This window comes from Nocardia pseudovaccinii NBRC 100343, assembly GCF_001613225.1.
Taxonomy (GTDB): Bacteria; Actinomycetota; Actinomycetes; order Mycobacteriales; family Mycobacteriaceae; genus Nocardia; species Nocardia pseudovaccinii.
Window position 1 is genome coordinate 1 of the sequence record NZ_BDBY01000425.1, and the last position, 17,730, is coordinate 17,730.

General features: G+C 66.2%; 16 protein-coding genes and 1 pseudogene. 8 read left to right on the forward strand and 9 right to left on the reverse strand.

Translation table 11 applies throughout. The features are described 5' to 3' along the window. Positions 1-1,409: class I adenylate-forming enzyme family protein (locus NP3_RS44605; RefSeq protein WP_063047760.1), on the reverse strand; the 1,409-nt coding region annotated here is incomplete at its 3' end. 53 nt (positions 1,410-1,462) lie between these two features. Here NP3_RS44605 and NP3_RS44610 point away from each other — a divergent pair. Continuing rightward, a complete protein-coding gene (locus NP3_RS44610; protein ID WP_063047745.1) occupies positions 1,463-2,227 on the forward strand; it encodes an SDR family NAD(P)-dependent oxidoreductase in 765 nt (254 codons plus the stop codon). Between the two features lie 20 nt (positions 2,228-2,247). Then, a complete protein-coding gene (locus tag NP3_RS44615) occupies positions 2,248-2,997 on the forward strand; it encodes an SDR family NAD(P)-dependent oxidoreductase (protein WP_063047746.1) in 750 nt (249 codons plus the stop codon). Between the two features lie 81 nt (positions 2,998-3,078). Here NP3_RS44615 and NP3_RS44620 read toward each other — a convergent pair whose 3' ends face one another. Then, positions 3,079-4,128, reverse strand: coding sequence for an aldo/keto reductase (locus NP3_RS44620; protein ID WP_063047747.1), 1,050 nt, complete (start codon positions 4,126-4,128; stop codon positions 3,079-3,081). A 397-nt stretch (positions 4,129-4,525) separates the two neighbouring features. Here NP3_RS44620 and NP3_RS44630 point away from each other — a divergent pair. Beyond that, positions 4,526-5,994, forward strand: a pseudogene (locus NP3_RS44630) (MFS transporter). Here NP3_RS44630 and NP3_RS44635 read toward each other — a convergent pair. Both NP3_RS44635 and NP3_RS44640 read right to left on the reverse strand, forming a co-directional pair. Continuing rightward, a complete protein-coding gene (locus NP3_RS44635) occupies positions 5,984-6,766 on the reverse strand; it encodes an AraC family transcriptional regulator (RefSeq protein ID WP_063047761.1) in 783 nt (260 codons plus the stop codon). The pseudogene NP3_RS44630 and the gene NP3_RS44635 overlap by 11 nt on opposite strands. A 62-nt stretch (positions 6,767-6,828) precedes the next feature. Further along, positions 6,829-7,530 carry a MerR family transcriptional regulator gene (locus NP3_RS44640; RefSeq protein WP_063047762.1) on the reverse strand — a complete coding sequence of 234 codons (702 nt, stop codon included), beginning with the start codon at positions 7,528-7,530 and terminating at the stop codon, positions 6,829-6,831. 110 nt (positions 7,531-7,640) lie between these two features. Here NP3_RS44640 and NP3_RS44645 point away from each other — a divergent pair, with 110 nt between their 5' ends. The 3 genes from NP3_RS44645 (at position 7,641) to NP3_RS44660 (ending at position 11,019) form a co-directional block, all read left to right on the forward strand. After that, positions 7,641-8,852 carry an erythromycin esterase family protein gene (locus NP3_RS44645; protein ID WP_063047750.1) on the forward strand — a complete coding sequence of 404 codons (1,212 nt, stop codon included), beginning with the start codon at positions 7,641-7,643 and terminating at the stop codon, positions 8,850-8,852. A gap of 716 nt (positions 8,853-9,568) precedes the next feature. Continuing rightward, positions 9,569-9,964 carry an ectoine synthase gene (locus NP3_RS44655; protein WP_063047752.1) on the forward strand — a complete coding sequence of 132 codons (396 nt, stop codon included), beginning with the start codon at positions 9,569-9,571 and terminating at the stop codon, positions 9,962-9,964. Next, on the forward strand, positions 9,961-11,019 hold the full coding sequence (locus NP3_RS44660; protein ID WP_063047753.1) for a threonine aldolase family protein: 1,059 nt from the start codon (positions 9,961-9,963) through the stop codon (positions 11,017-11,019). Before NP3_RS44655 ends, NP3_RS44660 begins: the two co-directional genes overlap by 4 nt. A gap of 21 nt (positions 11,020-11,040) precedes the next feature. Here the strand turns inward: NP3_RS44660 and NP3_RS44665 are convergent, their stop codons facing one another. The 4 genes from NP3_RS44665 to NP3_RS44680 form a co-directional block, all read right to left on the reverse strand. Then, on the reverse strand, positions 11,041-11,805 hold the full coding sequence (locus tag NP3_RS44665) for an enoyl-CoA hydratase/isomerase family protein (RefSeq protein ID WP_063047754.1): 765 nt from the start codon (positions 11,803-11,805) through the stop codon (positions 11,041-11,043). Between the two features lies 1 nt (position 11,806). Then, a complete protein-coding gene (locus NP3_RS44670; RefSeq protein ID WP_063047755.1) occupies positions 11,807-12,895 on the reverse strand; it encodes an acyl-CoA dehydrogenase family protein in 1,089 nt (362 codons plus the stop codon). Next, positions 12,882-13,784, reverse strand: coding sequence for an acyl-CoA dehydrogenase family protein (locus NP3_RS44675; RefSeq protein WP_063047756.1), 903 nt, complete (start codon positions 13,782-13,784; stop codon positions 12,882-12,884). Before NP3_RS44675 ends, NP3_RS44670 begins: the two co-directional genes overlap by 14 nt. A gap of 129 nt (positions 13,785-13,913) precedes the next feature. Beyond that, complete coding sequence (locus NP3_RS44680) at positions 13,914-15,077, reverse strand: RNA-guided endonuclease InsQ/TnpB family protein (RefSeq protein WP_063047757.1); 1,164 nt, start codon at positions 15,075-15,077, stop codon at positions 13,914-13,916. Between the two features lie 184 nt (positions 15,078-15,261). Here NP3_RS44680 and NP3_RS44685 point away from each other — a divergent pair, with 184 nt between their 5' ends. Further along, positions 15,262-16,326, forward strand: coding sequence for a ferredoxin--NADP reductase (locus NP3_RS44685; RefSeq protein WP_063047758.1), 1,065 nt, complete (start codon positions 15,262-15,264; stop codon positions 16,324-16,326). Positions 16,327-16,535: 209 nt separating this feature from the next. Further along, on the forward strand, positions 16,536-16,889 hold the full coding sequence (locus NP3_RS44690; RefSeq protein WP_063047759.1) for a hypothetical protein: 354 nt from the start codon (positions 16,536-16,538) through the stop codon (positions 16,887-16,889). 32 nt (positions 16,890-16,921) lie between these two features. Here NP3_RS44690 and NP3_RS44695 read toward each other — a convergent pair. Beyond that, on the reverse strand, positions 16,922-17,730 hold an 809-nt coding region (locus NP3_RS44695), incomplete at its 5' end, for an alpha/beta fold hydrolase (RefSeq protein ID WP_218025073.1).

The following is a 17,730-nucleotide window of genomic DNA, read 5'->3' on the forward strand; positions in this document are numbered from 1 at the left end:
ATTTCGGTGACAAGGTTGCGGCGCAGCAGTTTTCCGGTTTCGGTCTTGGGCAGTTCGCGGCGGAACACGATGGTGTCGGGCGTCTTCGACGACCGCAGTCGGGTGCGGACCCACTGTTTGATCTCGTCCGGCTCGCCCGCGCCGACGAGCACCGCGACCAGTCGCTGCCCCCACTCCGGATCCGGTACCCCGATCACCGCGGCCTCGGTGATGCCCGGATATTCCAGCAGCACGTCCTCGATCTCGGCGGGCGCGATGTTCTCGCCGCCGCGGATGATGGTGTCGTCGGCGCGGCCTTCGATGAACAGATAGCCGTCGGCGTCCAGCCGCCCCAGATCCCGGGTGGGAAACCAGCCTTCGTCATCCAGTGCGCTGCGGCCGCCGTATTCACCGGAGATCTGCTCGCCGCGCACGAACACCAGCCCGACCTCCCCCACCCCGGTGGGCTCGCCGGACTCGGCGCGGATCTGGATCTCGATCCCGGGCAGCGGTTGTCCCACGGAACCGAGTCGATCGCGGACGGCCGGATCACCGGAGGCGAAGGCCGAACGGTGATCATCGGGTCCGAGTACCGCGATCGAGGACGCGGTCTCGGTGAGTCCGTACGCATTGACGAAGCCGGTGTCCGGGAACACCCGCAGCGCGTGCTCGAGCACCGGGCGCGGCGTGCGCGAGCCACCATAGGCGAGGCTCGCGAGCGTCGGCACTCCCGCGTCGGCGCCGTCGACGGCCGCGACGATGCGCGCCAACATGGTCGGCACCAGCATGGCGTGGGTGATCCGTTCGCGCCGAACGGTTTCCAGCCAGCCGGACGCGTCGAACGCCGCCAGGTAGACGACCCGGCGGCCGGAGTAGAGATTCGACAGCAGATTCGTCAGACCCGCGATGTGATAGGGCGGCACCGACACCAGCGCCGCGTCCGTCTCCTGCGCACCGCCGAACTCCACGGTGTTCAGCAAGTAGGCCATCAGATGCCGATGCCGCAGCAGCGCCGCCTTGGGTTCGGAGGTGGTGCCGCTGGTGTAGATGATCGCGGCGACCGCATTGCCATCCCACGGCACCTCGAGTTCGGGCGCATCGGCGCCCTCCTCGACCAGGTCGTCGAGATCCTCGGGCCGCAGCACCAGCGCCCCTGGATGCCGATCCAGGAGCATGGCCAACTGCTGTTCGCCGAGCCGATAGTTCAGCGGTACGAATGGCACCCCGGCCAGCGCCGCGCCGAAGAGCGCGACCGGGTAGGCCAGGTGGTTCACACCCAGATACAGCACCGCGGGGTGCCGCTGGAAGCGGACGGCCGCGCGACGCGCATTGCCGAGCAGGGCGGCGGCGGTCAGCGAGCGATCGCCGACCGTGATCACGGTCCGATCGCCCGCCGATGCGGCCATGTCTAGGATCATGCTGATGTTCATGAGAACATTATTCTCTCCATAGGAGAGTGTTAGTTGCAAGAGAGGATTGCGATATGCAGATCAGTGGGAGCGCTGCCATCGTCGTCGGCGGTACCGGCGGACTCGGCGAGGCCACCGTGCGTCGCCTGCACGCCGCCGGAGCGAAGGTGGTGGTCGCCGATGTCGCCGACGACAAGGGCAAGGAACTCGAGAAAGAACTCGGCATCCGCTATGTGCACACCGACGCGACCAGTGAGGAGTCGGTGCTCGCGGCCATTGCCGAGGCGGAATCCCTTGGACCGCTGCGCATTTCGGTCGACACCCATGGCGGCCCGGCCACCGGCGGCCGCCTCGTCGGCAAGGACGGCTCGCCGCTGGCACTCGACGGTTTCCGCACCACCATCGAGTTCTATCTGACCGCCGTATTCAATGTGCTGCGCCTGTCGGCCGCGGCCATCGCCAAGACCGAGGCACTGGACGAGGGCGCCCGCGGTGTGATCGTCAACACCGCCTCGATCGCGGGATACGAGGGCCAGATCGGCCAACTCCCCTATTCGGCGGCCAAGGGTGGCGTCATCGGTATGACCCTGGTGGCGGCCCGCGACCTGTCCCCGCTCGGCATCCGGGTGGTCACCATCGCGCCCGGCACGGTCAACACCCCCGCCTACGGCAAGGCCGCCGACCAGTTGGAGGGTTACTGGGGCCCGCAGGTGCCCTTCCCCAAGCGGATGGGTCGCTCGGTGGAATACGCGCAGTTGGCGCAGTCGATCATCGAGAACAACTACCTCAACGGCGAGGTCATCCGGCTCGACGGCGCGCTGCGCTTCCCACCGAAATGAATGGGCAACCGTACCCCGGTATGGGCGAAACACTCAGCGGCAAGGTCGCATTCGTCGCCGGTGCCAGTCGCGGCATCGGTGCGGCGATAGCCGCCGGGTTGGCCGGAGCGGGTGCGGCGGTCGCCGTCGCCGCGCGCTCGGAAACCGAGGGCAAGCTGCCGGGCACCATCGGTTCGGTCGCCGACCGGATCACCGCCGCGGGCGGCACGGCAATGCCGGTGGCATGCGATGTCACCAGCGAGGAGTCGGTCGAAAATGCCGTGGCCGCAACGGTTTCGGAATTCGGCGGTATCGATATCCTGGTCGCCAATGCGGGGGTGATGTGGTTGGGTCCGATCGAGACCACACCGCTCAAGCGCTGGCAGTTGTGCATGAACGTCAACCTGACCGGCGTCTTCCTCGCGACCAAGGCCGTCATCCCGCATCTGAAGGCCCGCGGCGGCGGCTCGCTCATCGCGATCACCACCACGGGCGTGGATATGATCCGCGGCGCCAACGCGTACTGGGTGTCCAAGGCTGCCGTCGAACGCCTCTACCTCGGTCTGGCCGCGGAACTGAAGGACGACAACATCGCGGTCAACTGCCTGAGCCCGACTCGGGTCGTACTGACCGAAGGCTGGCAGGCCGGAGGCGGTGGCCAGGAAATTCCAGCAGACATGGTCGAGCCGCCGGAAACGATCGCCCGCGCCGCGGTGCTGCTGGCGGGCCAGAATGCCGCCGGTATCACCGGCACGGTGCAGCGTTCGGAAGTGCTGATTCCGCGGGGATGATCGGCGCGAGGGCCCCGAAGAAGTATGGTCTTCGGGGCCTCGCGCGGACCTCAGCGCTCAGCGATATCAGCCCGTTCGCTCTTACGATTCTCGATAGGGGCGCCGCCGGGACTCCGGCCGCAGCGCCGGGTACTCGATGAAGTGGTCGATTCCGGGCAGGTCGGTGCCGGGCGGCACGACCTTGTCGATGGCATCGAGCACATCATTGTCCAGACGGACCTCCGCCGCGGCGAGCGCGTCGTCCAAATGCCGCATAGTGCGCGGCCCGACCAGGGTCGAGGTGATGGCGGGATGACTGCCGACGAAAGCGAGGGCCATTGTGGTCAGGGCGATACCGGCCTGGTCGGCGATACCGCGCAAAGCGTCGACGGCATCGAAGCGCACGGGGGCGGCGAGTTCCTCGGCGCGGCTGAATCTGCCCTGCATGAACGGACTGTTCGGGTCGAAGCGCGACCCCGCCGGCGCTTGTTGGCCCCGCCGGTATTTTCCGGTCAGCCAGCCTCCCGCGAGCGGACTCCATGGAATCATCGCCATCCGATGCCGCTGACAGGTGGGCAATACCGCCTGCTCCACCGACCGTGCGAAGATCGAGTACTGCGCCTGCTCGCTGACGAAGCGCTCGGTGCCCTTCCTGGCGGCCGCCCACTGGGCTTCGACGATCCAGTCCGCCGGGAATGTCGATGATCCCAGGTAGCGCACCTTACCTTGGCGCACGAGGTCGGTCAGCGCGCCGAGGGTCTCCTCCAGATCGGTATCCCAGTCGAGTTTGTGCACTTGGTAGAGGTCGATGTAGTCGGTGCCGAGCCGACGGAGGCTGGCCTCGACCGCGCGCGTGATCCACCGCCGGGAGCCGCCACGCTGGTTGCGGTCCGCGCCCATCGGATAGAAGCATTTGGTCGCGAGCACCACGTCATCGCGGCGCGAACGGACGGCTTGTCCGACGATCTGCTCGCTTTCACCACCGGAGTACACGTCGGCGGTGTCGATGAAGTTGATCCCGGCGTCCAGCGCACGGTTGATGATCCGCATGCATTCGTCGGTGTCGGTATTGCCCAACTGGCCGAACATCATCGCGCCGAGGCACTGACTGCTCACCTCTACGCCGGTTGTACCGAACTTGCGGTAGTCCATGCCTGACCCGTTTCTTGCGTGGCGATAATTCGGCTCGCCGATATGGAGTGCGATTTGCCGTGAATGAGAATCATACTCTCCTGCACTCGGCGTAAGACGGCGGCCGCAGCCGAGTCGCCGCGACTGTCGCGGCGTCGGGTCGACGCCGATCGCTGTCACATATGCACAACTACCTGTCCTGATACGTCATTTCCGTCAAATCGTCCGATCTCTAGCGTTGGAAGTGCCATCGCGCGACGGCATTCGAATCACGAAAACCCTTACAGCGCAGTGTATTTCCGCAACGATAGAAAAGGACGCCATGTCTGTGACCATCGAAGTTCCATCAGCGGAACGGGTACGCGGGCGGCGGCCCGCACTGGTGCTATCCCTGGTGAGCATCGCGGTGTTCATGCTGATGCTCGACACCACCGTCGTCACCGCGGCCCTGGCCGATATTCGTGCCGACTTCGACTGCTCCATCGACGGACTGCAGTGGGTCATCGACGCCTACGCGATTCCACTGGCCGGGGTACTGCTCACGTTCGCCACTGTCGGCGACCGGTTCGGCCGGAAACGATTGTTCGTCACCGGCATGACGGTCTTCACCGCGAGCTCACTGGCACTGTCCATGTCCGGCAGTCTCATTCAGTTGAACGTGCTGCGTGCGGTGCAGGGTGTCGGCGCGGCCATGCTGTTCGCCACCGCACTGCCGCTGCTGGCGGTCGCGTTTCCCGATTCACGCGAGCGCGCCAAGGCCATCGGCGTGTACGGGGCGGTCATTGCGGCGGCCAGTGTCGCCGGTCCGGTTCTCGGGGGGCGCTGGTCACGCAGTTCGGGTGGCGATCCATTTTCACCGTCAATGTGCCCGTCGGGCTGGTAGTCGCGGGAATAGCGTTGGCGCGCATGCCCGAATCCGCGCGGACGTCCGGACGTCGTACCGATTGGCTCGGCTCGCTATTGCTGATCAGCGGACTGACCTCCGGTGTATTCGCACTGACGCGGGGTAATGCGCTCGGCTGGACCTCGGCCACTACGCTGGCCCTCGTCGGCACCTCGTTCGTCCTGTTGATCGCCTTCGCTTGGTGGCAGACCAGGACCGCGCACCCGCTACTGGATCTGTCCATGGTCCGTAAGCCCGGATTCGCAGGCACCGCCATTGTGTCCGTCGCGTACATGGGGACGCTGATGGCCGCCTCGAACTATCTGGCGGTCTTCATGATCGGCGCCTTCGGGCTCAGCCCACTGCAGATGGGCCTGCGGCTGTTGCCGATCAGCCTCGCGGCACTCGTCGCCGCTCCGACCACCGCCGTCCTGGCCAAACGCGTGCCCATCGGCGTTTCACTGCCGGTCACCATGGGCCTGGTGACGCTCGGAATGTGGTTGCTCGGCGGCGTCGAGATCACCAGCGACTGGACGCATTTCATTCCCGGCATGGTCGCCGGCGGGCTCGGGTTGGGTGCGATCACCGCACTTGCCCAGGCCGCGTCGCTGACCTTCGCGCCAGCCGAGGACGCCGGAATGACCAGCGCCACCTTCGCCACACTGCGCCAGGTCGGCATGGCCATGGGTGTGGCCGGACTGGGCGCGCTGTTCAGCAGCACCGCGCGCGACACGGCCAAGAGCGGCTTGGCAGCGCTGCCCGGTGCGCAGTCCATCAGCTCAGGGGAGTTCATCGATGCCGCCGCAGCCGGTGCGGGAGGGCAGGCCGGTGACGCTGTACCGCACGAATTCGCGACGCTCGCACCGACTCTCGCCGATATCGCCAACCGGGCGGCCGTCGACGGGCTCGATGCCGCGATCACTCTGGGTACTGTGATCGGCGTCGTGGCCACCCTGCTCGCGGCGGTCCTCTTCGCCCGGGACGCCGGGCGATTCAGGCAGTGATCTCCGGATCGGCATCACTCCGGCCGAAATACGCCGCGGGAGTGGTGCCGATCTCCCGTTTGAACGCGGCGATGAAGGCGCTGGCAGTCCCGTAGCCCACCGCCCGCGCCGCGCCCGCAACCGTCGCTCCGGCCGCCAGCAGCGGTAGCGCGGCATTGAGCCGCTCGAAGGTGCGCCAGCTCTCGAAACTCACACCGGTCTCGGCGCCGAACCGCCGCGACAAGGTCCGTGCCGACACACCGACCATGCGCCCCCAGGCATCCAATCCCCTGTCCTGCGCGGGATTTCGCCGAATCTCCAATGCCACCCGCAGGGCGTACGGATCCACCGGCAATGTCGTCGGAATCTTGGTGACCGACATCGGCCGCAGCACATCCCACAGCACCGTCAGCGCGTGCGCGCGCCGATCCCGATCCTGCTCACCCAGTTCCATCAGATAGCTCAGCAGCGGCCCGGTCAGTCCGGTGGCGTCGACCACCGTCGGTGCGGTCCAGCCGATCGGGCACAGCTCCGGCTCGAAGAACAGCGAAAGCAGCCGCCCGGCCGGGCTCGGCGTCACCGCGTGCGCCACCCCACCGGGCACCCACAACCCACGTGTACGCTGCACAATCCAACGGCTGTGGTCCGTCTCCACGGTGAGTACACCGTCAGGCGCCCACGACAATTGGTGCTGCGGATGCGTATGCGTCGTCACGCTCGCACTCGGATCCAGGGCGATGACGATGCTGGGATGGTCGGCCGCATCGAGGCTTATGTGTTGATCGACTTCCACCACCCGAGACCCTGATCGGATCGAATGCTTTATCGCGTGGTCAGTGTTGGTCGACGATGGGTTCATCGGGCCTGCTGATCGAGCAGGGCGAGGTAGGCGTCGAGTTGGGCCGCACCGGCGAGCAGGTTGCGGCTGCGCGTGGTCAGCCGGTCCTGCCAGGAGTCGAGGAAGGCACTCAACGCGTCCGCGCCGCCCGCCTCGCGCAGCGACTCGATGAACTGCGCGACCTGGTGCAGCAGGTACCCGCCTCGCCGCAGTTGTCGTGCGATCTCGGCGTCGCGCACGCAATCCGGTCCGTATTCGCGGTAGCCCGTTGCCCGGTCGCGTTCGGGGCGCAGGATGCCCTCGGTCTCCCAGGTGCGCAACGTCGCCGGGTGCACGCCGAGTCGGCGCGCGAGTTCGCCAACGGTCAGCGGACGGCCGTTGACAGGGGGCGGTTTCGTGGTGGACAGGCTGTCGAGTGCCGCCGCGACCTCGGTGCGGGTATCGCGTTCGGTGAGCAGCGCGACGTGCGTGGCATCGATGAGCCGGTAAGCGGACTCGGCATCGCCCCGGTTGGTCGCGCGCACGATCTCCATTGCCCGCTGGTGCCCGTGCCCGCCGCGTAACGCGAGAAAGGCGCGCAGGGCTTGCGCGTGCAGGGGTGTGTAGCGCCGGTAGCCGGTCTCGCTGCGCTCGGTCGGCGGGAGGATCCCGGCGTCGTCGTAATTGCGGATCGCCTGTGCGGACAGCCCGTGTTCTCTGGCGAGGTCGATGGGGCGCAGCTTTACCTCCAATTGAGGCTTTCATCCATTAACTACAGGTAGAAGTCTTGGAAGTTTCACCTGAATCTTCAACGATAACGTCGAAGGTAGTTCCTTCAGGAAGGGTGTTCATGTCCACTGCCGCATCACTGCGTGGGATCGGCCGCCAACTCGACGAGGCCAGCCTGGGCCGTGCACTCGACGAGCTGATCGCCGCGCGGACCGAACCGCCGACCCTGCTCGCGCTGGGCGAGCCGACACACGGGATCGAGGCGTTCCCGTTGCTGCGCAACGAAATCCTCGGTCACCTCGTAGAACGGGGGTACCGGTCGATTGTGTTGGAGACCGATGTTTCCGCCGCGTCCGTGGTCGATGACTACGTGGCGGGGGCAACGGCAGAGATCGATACGGTGCTCTCGACCGGGTTCAGCCATGGGTTCGGTGCCGTGCCCGGCAACCGCGCACTCGTCGAATGGCTCCGCGCGCACAATGCAGGCCGCGCGCCGCAGGATCGGGTTCGCTTCTATGGCTTCGACGCGCCGACGGAGTACTCGGGTGCGCCGAGCCCGCGACGCGCACTGTCCTCGGTCATCGAGTACCTGCCCGCGGCCCTGCGGCCCGAATCGGTCCACGACCTCGACACGCTCCTCGGCGAAGACGCGGACTGGATGAACCCGGCGGCCATGTTCGATCCGGCAGCCGCCATCGGCGACTCCGACCGTGCCCGCGCCCTGCGCATCGTCGCCGACGACCTCGCCAGCACGCTCCGCCGCGCCGCACCTGACCTGCACCACGCCGACCCCACCGGCTACGCCCACGCCGTCGCGCACGCGCGCACCGCCCAGGGCCTGCTGCGCTATCACGCGGCCATGGCGAGCCCGGCTCCTGATCGCATCGCGACCCTGTCCAGCCTGCGCACCGAGATGATGGCCGAGAACCTGCTCGCGATCGTCGCGCAGGAGCAGCGACGCGGACCGAGCCTGGTGTTCGCGCACAACCTCCACCTCCACCCGCAACGCACGCAGTCGGACGGCGAGGACAAGGTGAGCTGGGGAAACGCTGGAGCGCTCGTAGCGCTCACCCTCGGCGAGCGCTACGCGTTCCTGGCAACCGACGCCAAACCCGACAGCGATCCGGACACCTTCCAGGGCATGTTGGCCGCGGCGACTACCCGCCGCGCCCTGTTCCCGACACCGGCCCTGCGCGCCGCGCTTCCCCCGTCGATCGGCCCTGGCGAACCGATCCTGCCCGGACACATCCCGCTCACCCCAGCAGAATTGGACGGCGCCGACGCGGTCATCTTCATTGCCGACACCGACGGAAAACAGCATCAGTACTGGTAGCAGCCACCGCTGGAGGAGATCCGCCAGAACCTGGGCGTACACCGCGCAGCGGCCGCAGACAATCGATCGCCTGAAGACCGAGGATGCATTGTGAGAGGGGCGCTCTCGACGTCTACGACCACCAATACATTCTCGACGGTCGCCTATGGGAACGGTGTGCGCGGTGGAACTGGCTGCGGCTCAGGGCAATCGGGGTGGCCGGTCGACCCGCAGCTCCTCGAAATCGGCTCTGCCGAATTTTTCTACACTGCGGGCGATGAATCGGGCGTAGCCCGCTGGATGGCAGGTGAAACCGAAGCGCCCGCCGACCGTTGGGTCCTGGCCACCTGGACCCTGATCCGCCGAGACAACCGCTGGCTGCTCACCGCCTACCACAACTGCCCGGCCCAGTAATGCCACGTCAGTCGGCGGTCAGGTGAGCGGGTGACCTCGCCGGAGGTAGTGCGATTGACGAGCTTGGTGCTGTCGGCGTCGCCGCCTGCACCAAGCCTCAGCGCGCGAACCGCAGGTCGAGCCGCCGCCAAAGGGATTGCCGCTCAGGGCTGTCGAGCGAAATTGTCGGTGTCGCTGTCGTCGGTAATGTGAGCCGTACTCATTCATCCTTGCATGGCGCGATCTTAATGAAGGGGGGCATTCCTGCCACTGTCGGCGATGCTGCGCCAGCAGCCATGCTCTTAGTGTTCGCAGGAAACGCACGAAACAAAGGAACGCATTCCATGATCGTCCGTTCACTGAGAGAGATCATCGGCACCGACCGCGAAGTGAAGGGCCCCACGTGGACCAGCCGTCGCCTGGTGCTCGCCGAGGAGAAGGTCGGCTTCTCCTTGAACGACACCGTGGTGGCGGCGGGCACCGAGCTCGAGATGCGGTACGCCAACCACATCGAGGCCGTCTACGTCATCGAGGGCCGGGGCGAACTGGTCGACCACGAGTCCGGCGCAAAGCACCGTCTCGAGCCCGGCATGATGTACCTGGTCGACGCACACCAGCATCACACCCTGCGCACCCACACCGAGTTCCGCGCGGTCTGCGTATTCAACCCGCCCCTCACCGGCCGTGAGGTCCACGACGAGAACGGCGCCTTCCCACTGCTGACAGAAGAGGATCAGTGAGCGACACCGCTGCCAACGGGGACGAGCCGCTACGCGGTTTCGCCAGTGACAACAACGCTTCCGTGCACCCGGACATATTGGCGGCGCTGGCCGCCGCCAACGAGGGCCACCAGCAGGCCTACGGCGATGACGTCCACACCGCCCGGCTGCGCGAGCTGATCAAGGACCATTTCGGCGAGCGCGCCGATGTCTATCCGGTCTTCAACGGCAGCGGCGCCAATGTGGTTGGACTGCAGGCGATGTGCGACCGATGGAGTGCGGTCGTGTGCCCGGAGTCCGCGCACATCAACCTGGACGAGTGCGGCGCACCTGAGAAGGTGGCCGGGCTCAAGCTGATCCCGGTGCCCACCCCGGATGGCAAGCTGACGCCGGAGTTGCTCGACCGGTACGCGTGGGGCTTCGGCGATCAGCACCACGCCCAGCCCAAGGTTGTCTCCATTACCCAGAGCACCGAGCTGGGCACCCTCTACACACCCGGTGAGATCGCGGCCATCGGCGCGCTGGCGCGCGAGCGCGACATGCTGCTCCATGTGGACGGCGCCCGGCTGGCCAACGCGGCCGCCGCGCTCGATCTGCCGTTGCGCGCGTTCACCACTGAGGTCGGGGTGGATGTGCTGTCGTTCGGCGGCACCAAGAACGGCCTGATGCTCGGCGAGGCGATCGTGGTGCTGAACCCGGACGCGGTGCGCGGCGTGACGTACCTGCGTAAGGCCGGATTGCAGTTGGCCTCCAAGATGCGGTACGTGTCGGCGCAGTTCGTCGCGCTGCTGGAGGGCGACCTGTGGCTGCGCAACGCCCGGCACGCCAATGCGATGGCGGCCCGGCTGGCCACGGCCGTCGCCCGGGTGCCCGGCGTCGAGATCGTACGGCCGGTCCAGGCGAACGCCGTCTTCGCCGTACTGCCTCGGGAGGCCACCGAGCGGCTGCGGAAGCGGTTCCGCTTCCACACCTGGGACGAACGCACCGGCGAGGTCCGTTGGATGTGCTCGTTCGACACCACCGAGGCCGACGTGGACGCCTTCGCAGCCGCCATCGCCCAGGAGATGACCGCTTGAACAGGAGGCCTTGCGCGAACCTCAGCGCTTTGCGGTGAGCCTGGCGATGTTGGCCCGGAAGTCCTCGCTCTGGAATGTCAGATCCTCGGCCGCCAGCGCGTAGTCGAGCGTCGCCAGCACGGCATGCTCGAGTTGCAGGTTGAGCACGCGCTTGGTGCTCTCCACCGCCTGCTGCGGCAGTTCGAGCATCCGTTGGGCACAGGCCAGCGCCTCGGCGACCGGATCTTCGACGACGTGGTTGGCCAGTCCCATCTCGCGTGCCCTGGCAGCGGGAATCCGCGCGCCGGTAATCGCGTATTCCTTGGCCAGCAGCATGCTGGTGTGCAGCGGCCAGGTGAGCGGGCCGCCGTCGGCGGCGACCAATCCGACCTGCACGTGCGGGTCGGCCAGATACGCGGTTTCGGCGATATAGACCATGTCGCTCAATGCGACAAGGCTGCAGCCGAGACCGACTGCCGGACCGTTGACCGCGGCGATCACCGGGATCCGGCAGCGGGCCATGCCGAGCACGATGTCCCGGCCGTCGGCAATTGTCTTGGCGCGCAGATCGCTATCGCGGCTGAGTTCTTCGAGGTACGTGAAATCGCCGCCCGCGGAGAAGGCCCGGCCCGCGCCGGTCAGCACTGCTACCCGCGCCCCACTGTCCGCGCTGAGCCGCGGCCACAGCCGAGCGAGCCCGGCATGCAGCGGATCGTTGACGGCGTTGAGGGCGTCGGGCCGGTTCAGCGTGATGATCCGGACCGGCCCCTCGGCTCGGACATCGATTTCGGCTGGCATGTCGTACATTTCAAACTCCCAATCCCAGGATGCGCGCGGCGATGATGTTCTTCTGTATCTGCGAGGTACCGCCCATGACGCTCTGTGCGCGGCTGTAGAAATAGGCCCCGAGCAGTTCCGGATCGCGGGTGCCGCCAACGGCAAGCGCCGCATGGCCGACCGCCTGGTCGACCCAGGTCATGAGCAGTTTGTCCAGTGACCCGTCGGGCCCGTGGGTGACGCCGTCGAGCTGTTCGGAGAGTCGGCGCCGCACGTGCAGGCGCAGCATCTCGGTCTGCACCGCTGCCCAGGCGAGTTCCTCGGGCGCCTTGCCTTCGACGCGAGCGGCCAACTGGCGCACCAGTTTTCCGTATCGAGCCGCGAATCCCAGGGTGGACGGCTCGCGTTCGTGTCCGACGACGGTCATCGCCAGCTTCCAGCCCTCTCCGGGTGCACCGACCAGCTGATCCGCGGGCACGATCGCACCGTCGAATTCCACCTGACCGAATTCCCGCGTCACCCCGCTGATCATCTGCAGTGGCCGCTGCCGCACACCGGGCTGCTTCATCGAGATGATGAATGCCGAAATGCCTTTGTGCCGTGGCGCATCCGGATCGGTACGCGCCAAGACCAGGCACCAGTCGGCGACATCGGAGTAGCTGGTCCAGATCTTGTGGCCATTGATGACGTAGTGGTCGCCCTCGCGCGTCGCGGTGGTCGTCAGCGCCGCCAGATCCGAACCGGCCCCCGGCTCGCTGAAACCCTGACACCAGCGCTCGGTGCCGTTGATCATGCCGGGCAGGAACCGTTGCTGCAGTTCCTTGCTCGCGTGCCGTCCGAGACCCGCGACCAGGTAGCCGAGGCTGGGCCGTGGCGGCGCACCCGCGATCGCCAACTCCTCGTCCAGGATGACGTCGTAGACCGGTGAAAGGTCGTGGCCACCGAATTCTCGCGGCCAGGACAGACCGAAGAACCCGGCCGCGTAGAGCGCCTGATGCCATTCGCCCTGCCGCGCCCAGTATTCGTCACCCGAGGTCGGAAAGGTCCCGGCCACCTCGGCCAGCCAGGCGCGCAGCCGGTCACGGAATTCGGCCTCCTGCGGTGCGTCACGAAAGTCCAAGGTCGATCTCCTCCAGGCTGACGGGGAACAATTCGGTCGAGGTCAGGGCACGGCGCAGGTACACGTGCGCGAGGCACTCCCAGGTGTTGCCGATGCCGCCGTGCACTTGAATCGCGGTCTCACATACCGTCCGCGCGGCCCGCGCGCAGTACAGCTTCGCGATCCGCGCTGCCCGCATCGACTCGGCATGCGGCAATTCGTCGACCGACCAGGCCGCGTGCCGCGCGACGCTGATCGATCCCTCGATCAGTGCCTGACTCTCGGCGAGCAGGTGCGCGACCGCTTGATACGAGCCGATCGTATTGCCGTACTGCGCACGGACTTTCGCGTATTCGACGGCGAGGGACTGCGCGCCGCGGGCGACACCCACCAGATCGGCGGTGGTGGCCACCAGCGCCAAGGCCTGCCACTGCGCCACCTGATCGGCGGACAATTCGCCGAGGAAGTCGGGTCGACCGGTGAGCTCCGCGTCGACCCTGGTGAGATCCGCACCGGGGAGTTCGGCACCGACCCCACCGACGAGCAGCTGGCCATCGTCGATCACCAGTGCTCGATCGGCGCCGTGCGCGTCGATCGCCCGGTCCGTAACCGCGACGGTCCAACGCTGACCGTCATCGGCCGGACCGCGCAGATCGTCGGCCAGCACCGGTCCCAGGAACGGCACATCGACCAGTCCGCGCCCGAACTCCTCGGCCACGATCGCCACCTCGACCCCGGTAGCGCCGTCCGAACGCAGTGCCCGCCAGCCGGTCTGGTCGATCGCCTTCTCCAACCGGGTCAGCCGCGCCGCGTCGTCGAGGTCGAGTACCGAGCCGGGGCCGAGGTCATCGGCCAATTTCGCGGCGGCGTCCCGCAACTGTCGCTGTTCACTCGTCAATCGGACATCCATAGCACTCCTCGAGAACATGACACAGGGCCAACCTGCGCAACGACAGCCGAACAACAAAGTCGCGCCCCACATGATTTGACGTCCTCTCCGTTTCAGAGCCGGAGATCCCTGCCAGCGCCTTCCAGCGCTCTAGGTGAGTTCCTGCTTCCGCGCGCCGCGCCGGAACGAGTCCGGTCCTACCAGCGCTCCACAGGCGTTTAGCCTCTCGGCGCGTCCCGCCGCGAGAATGTTCTTGGCCGCGTTCAGGTCCCGATCGTGAACGGCACCGCAAGGGCACGTCCATTCTCGGATGCACAGCGGTTTCGGGCCGTCGACCCGGCCGCACGTAGAGCACAGCTGCGATGACGGAAAGTATCTGTCGATCTCGGCGAAGTACCGCCCACGCCGACGAGCCTTCTCCTCCAGCATCCGGGTGAACATGCCCCACCCGGCGTCGTGAACGGACTTCGCTAACCGGGAGCGGCTCAACCCCTTCACGCACAAGTCTTCGACGAACACCGCTTGGTTGTCGCGGATGATCGCCGTAGAGCGTTTGTGCGCCCAATCCCGCCGGGTATCTGCCACTTTGGCGTGTGCCCTGGCAACCTTTATCCGCGCCTTTGCGCGGTTCGCAGAGCCTTTCTGCTTGCGGGAGAGAGCTTTCTGCAACCTTCGCAGCCTGCGCTCGGCTCGCTGCAGAAATCTTGGCGAGGCGATCGTTGCACCATTGGATAGCACCGCGAACGTCGCCAAGCCCAAGTCGATTCCTACCTCGGACTCGACCGGCGGCAACAATTCCTCGGTCGCCTCCACCACAAACGATGCAAAATACCGGCCCGCCGCGTCTTTGATCACTGTCACGCTCGACGGGCGTGACGGCAGCTCCCGCGACCACACCACGCTCACGTCGCCGATCTTCGGTAACCGCAACTTCCCACCAGACGTGATCGCAAAGCGCGCCGCACGAGTGAACCGAATCGACTGCCGACTGTCCTTGCGTGACCGGAACCGTGGCGGTGCAACTCTTCCGCCCTTCCGCTTGCCCGTAGTCGATTCGAAGAAATTGCGGTACGCGGTGTTCAGGTCCGCCAAGGCTTGCTGTAGTACGACCGCCGACACCTCTGCCAGCCACGCTCGCTCGGGAGTCTTCTTCGCCTCGGTCAGCTGCTTCGATAACTCGCGATCGGGCAGGTAAGGCAACCTGCGAGCTGCCAACGCGTCGTTGAACACCACCCGCGCGCAACCAAACGCCTTCGCCAGCGCCGCCTGCTGCCCAGCCGTGGGGTAGAGCCGGAACTGGTACCTGAGCTGCACGCGACGATCGTAGCGTTCGGCTATGACCGAACATCGGGGAACAGGCGCGGATATACGCAACAACCGTGCGGCTAGTCCGGGGCCATAGAGGGAAACCTCTAGGCAACATCGAGAATACTTCGTCTCATGTTGGAGAATATACTTCTCCTACAGATAGAATCTCAATACCAGGAGGAGGCAGTTCATGGCGAGACCCCCGTTATTCCAGCGCGCGACCGTAACGCGGATCGTTAAAGAGAGCGCCGACGCGCGCACCTATGTGCTCGACCCGCACGACGGGCCGATCGCTTATCAATCCGGGCAGTTCTGCACGTTCCGAGTCCACGTGGACGGCAAGGATCTGTTCCGCTCCTACTCGATGTCGAGTGCGCCGGAAACCGACCGCGAACTGATGACCACGGTCAAGCGCGTGCCCGGCGGACAGGTCTCGAACTGGCTGCACGACAACGTGGTCGAGGGCGACGAACTGGAGCTGACCAGAGCGGCGGGCCGATTCTGTCTGCGCCCCACCGAGGCGCCGCTGCTCGGTTTCAGCGGCGGCAGTGGTATCACGCCGATCCTGTCGCTGGCCAAGAGTGCGCTGGCGAGCACCGCCAGGAAAGTGCGGCTGCTGTGCGCGGATCGCGATCGGGAGTCGGTGATCTTCGAGGCGGTACTCGCGGAACTGGTCGGCCGCTACCCGGGGCGGCTCGAGGTGATCCGCCACCTCGACGCCGACGGCGGCTTCCTTGCCCCCGACGCGATCCGCGATTTCGTCGGCGCGGACGGCGGCGGCGACAGCTATATCTGCGGACCCGAGGCCTTCATGGAGATGATCGAGAACGCCCTGCCCGGACCGGGCCTGGTGTTCAGCGAACGATTCGGCGCCCCGGCCCCGGCGCTGCCCGCTACCCCGGTGGTCGCCGAAACCCCTACGGACACAAGTTCGGTCGCGATCGTCGAAACCCCCACGGCTACAACCCCGGCTGCGACCACCGACAACACCGTCACGATCATCCTGAACGGCAAGAAGAAATCCGTTCCGCGCAAGGACGGCGAAACTCTGCTCGACAGCGCCCGCCGCGCCGGTCTCACACCCCCGTTCTCCTGCGAGGCCGGTAACTGCGCCACCTGCATGGCGAAGGTGACGAAAGGCCATGCCACGCTGCGCCGCAACGACGCGCTGACCGACGACGAACTCGCCGAAGGTTATGTCCTCACTTGCCAGGCCGTACCGGACACGGACTCCATCACCGTCGACTACGAGTGATCGATACCTAACGATCTCTGGCTGACTATGAGATCGCGGAGCGGCCCGGCTCGGCGTCGACGCGCGCCGTTCCCGCCCATGCTTGGCGATAATTTTCGGCTTGCACCCCAACTCTTTGCTCGATCGGCCGGTTGATGTCGGTGTCGGTGTTACCTCGAGCAAAGGGAATGACGGTGTCCGAACGAAACTCCCGTTCCAGGAGATCTGTTGTGCTCATCGCGGCCGCAGGGCTCACTCTCACCGCCGCGTCCGCGTGCAGCAGCGTCGTCGACCATTTCAGTGGCCCCTACGATCCCGGTACCGCAAAGGTCGGCGACTGCTTCAGCGGAAAGCACCGGGCTATCGGCGGAGGAGCGAACCTGACCAAGACGGTGTCCTGCGGGAACCCTGAAGGGTACTACCAGGTTTCGGCAGTCCTCGGCAACGGAAAGAGCGCCGAGTGCCCCGCCGATCGCAGCCGGGAGGGTTACCTTCCGGCTGGTATCGGTCGAGGCTCGTACAGCACAAACTACTTCGAGGCCGACGGGAAGACTTTCTGCCTGCTCTGGCAAAAACCGAAATAGGCTGCGACAGCGGGTGCGAGCATTCGGCCGTATTACGCCGGGCGATGCTCCTCGACGCGCCGAAGCCACTCGGAGACGAGCGCCTTGACGAGGTCGCCCTGCTCGTGCGGCAGCGCGTGCCCGGCGCGGTCCAGCACCGCGAACGTGGCGCGGGGATAGTGCTCGACCAGATCCCAGTGGCCTGCGAATCCCATTGAGGAGTCCTGGTGCCCGGCGATGATGAGGGTCGGGTTGGGATACGGCGGTCCGTCCTCGGGGCCGGAGCTCAGCCGCCAGCGTTCGCCGATCCGCGCCATCGCGCCCTGGTCGGTCAAGGGGATGGCGGGAGCCACATAGTGCTGGTACCGCTCTTGCATGGCCGGTGTGTGCACCACGAAGTAGGCCTCGAATTCGGTGCGGTCGTCCGCACCCAGAACGTCGCCGAGGTCGCCTGCGGCGTGCACCACATGGTGAGCGGGTACGTCGCGCGGGTCCTCGATGAGGGGGCAGAGTACGGTCAGCCCGCTCACCTGATCGCGGCGTCTGTTCGCGACCGCCCGGGCAAAATAGCCGCCCGCGGAATGACCGATAACCAACAGATTTCGATCACCGATCACAACATCGATCAACCCGAGGACGAGCTCGACCACATCGTCTGAGCTATTGATCGTCTCCGGCGCCGGGGTGCGCCCCATACCCGGGAGATCCAGATAGATGCGCCGATAATCGAGCATGTCACCGAAGATCGGCTCCATCGTCCCGACCATCTCGCGATGATCCACCCCCGAACCGTGCATCATCAAGATCGGAGTCCCGTCGCCGTATTCGACGTAATGCACGGGAACGCCGTTGACATCGCACT

What these genes read in the sequence shown, in the direction of transcription:
- NP3_RS44610 (WP_063047745.1), top strand. Translation starts at nt 1,463, where the DNA reads ATGCAGATCAGTGGGAGCGCTGCCATCGTCGTCGGCGGTACCGGCGGA.
- NP3_RS44615 (WP_063047746.1), top strand. Translation starts at nt 2,248, where the DNA reads ATGGGCGAAACACTCAGCGGCAAGGTCGCATTCGTCGCCGGTGCCAGT.
- NP3_RS44620 (WP_063047747.1), bottom strand. Translation starts at nt 4,128, where the DNA reads ATGGACTACCGCAAGTTCGGTACAACCGGCGTAGAGGTGAGCAGTCAG.
- NP3_RS44645 (WP_063047750.1), top strand. Translation starts at nt 7,641, where the DNA reads ATGTCCACTGCCGCATCACTGCGTGGGATCGGCCGCCAACTCGACGAG.
- NP3_RS44655 (WP_063047752.1), top strand. Translation starts at nt 9,569, where the DNA reads ATGATCGTCCGTTCACTGAGAGAGATCATCGGCACCGACCGCGAAGTG.
- NP3_RS44665 (WP_063047754.1), bottom strand. Translation starts at nt 11,805, where the DNA reads ATGTACGACATGCCAGCCGAAATCGATGTCCGAGCCGAGGGGCCGGTC.
- NP3_RS44675 (WP_063047756.1), bottom strand. Translation starts at nt 13,784, where the DNA reads ATGGATGTCCGATTGACGAGTGAACAGCGACAGTTGCGGGACGCCGCC.
- NP3_RS44685 (WP_063047758.1), top strand. Translation starts at nt 15,262, where the DNA reads ATGGCGAGACCCCCGTTATTCCAGCGCGCGACCGTAACGCGGATCGTT.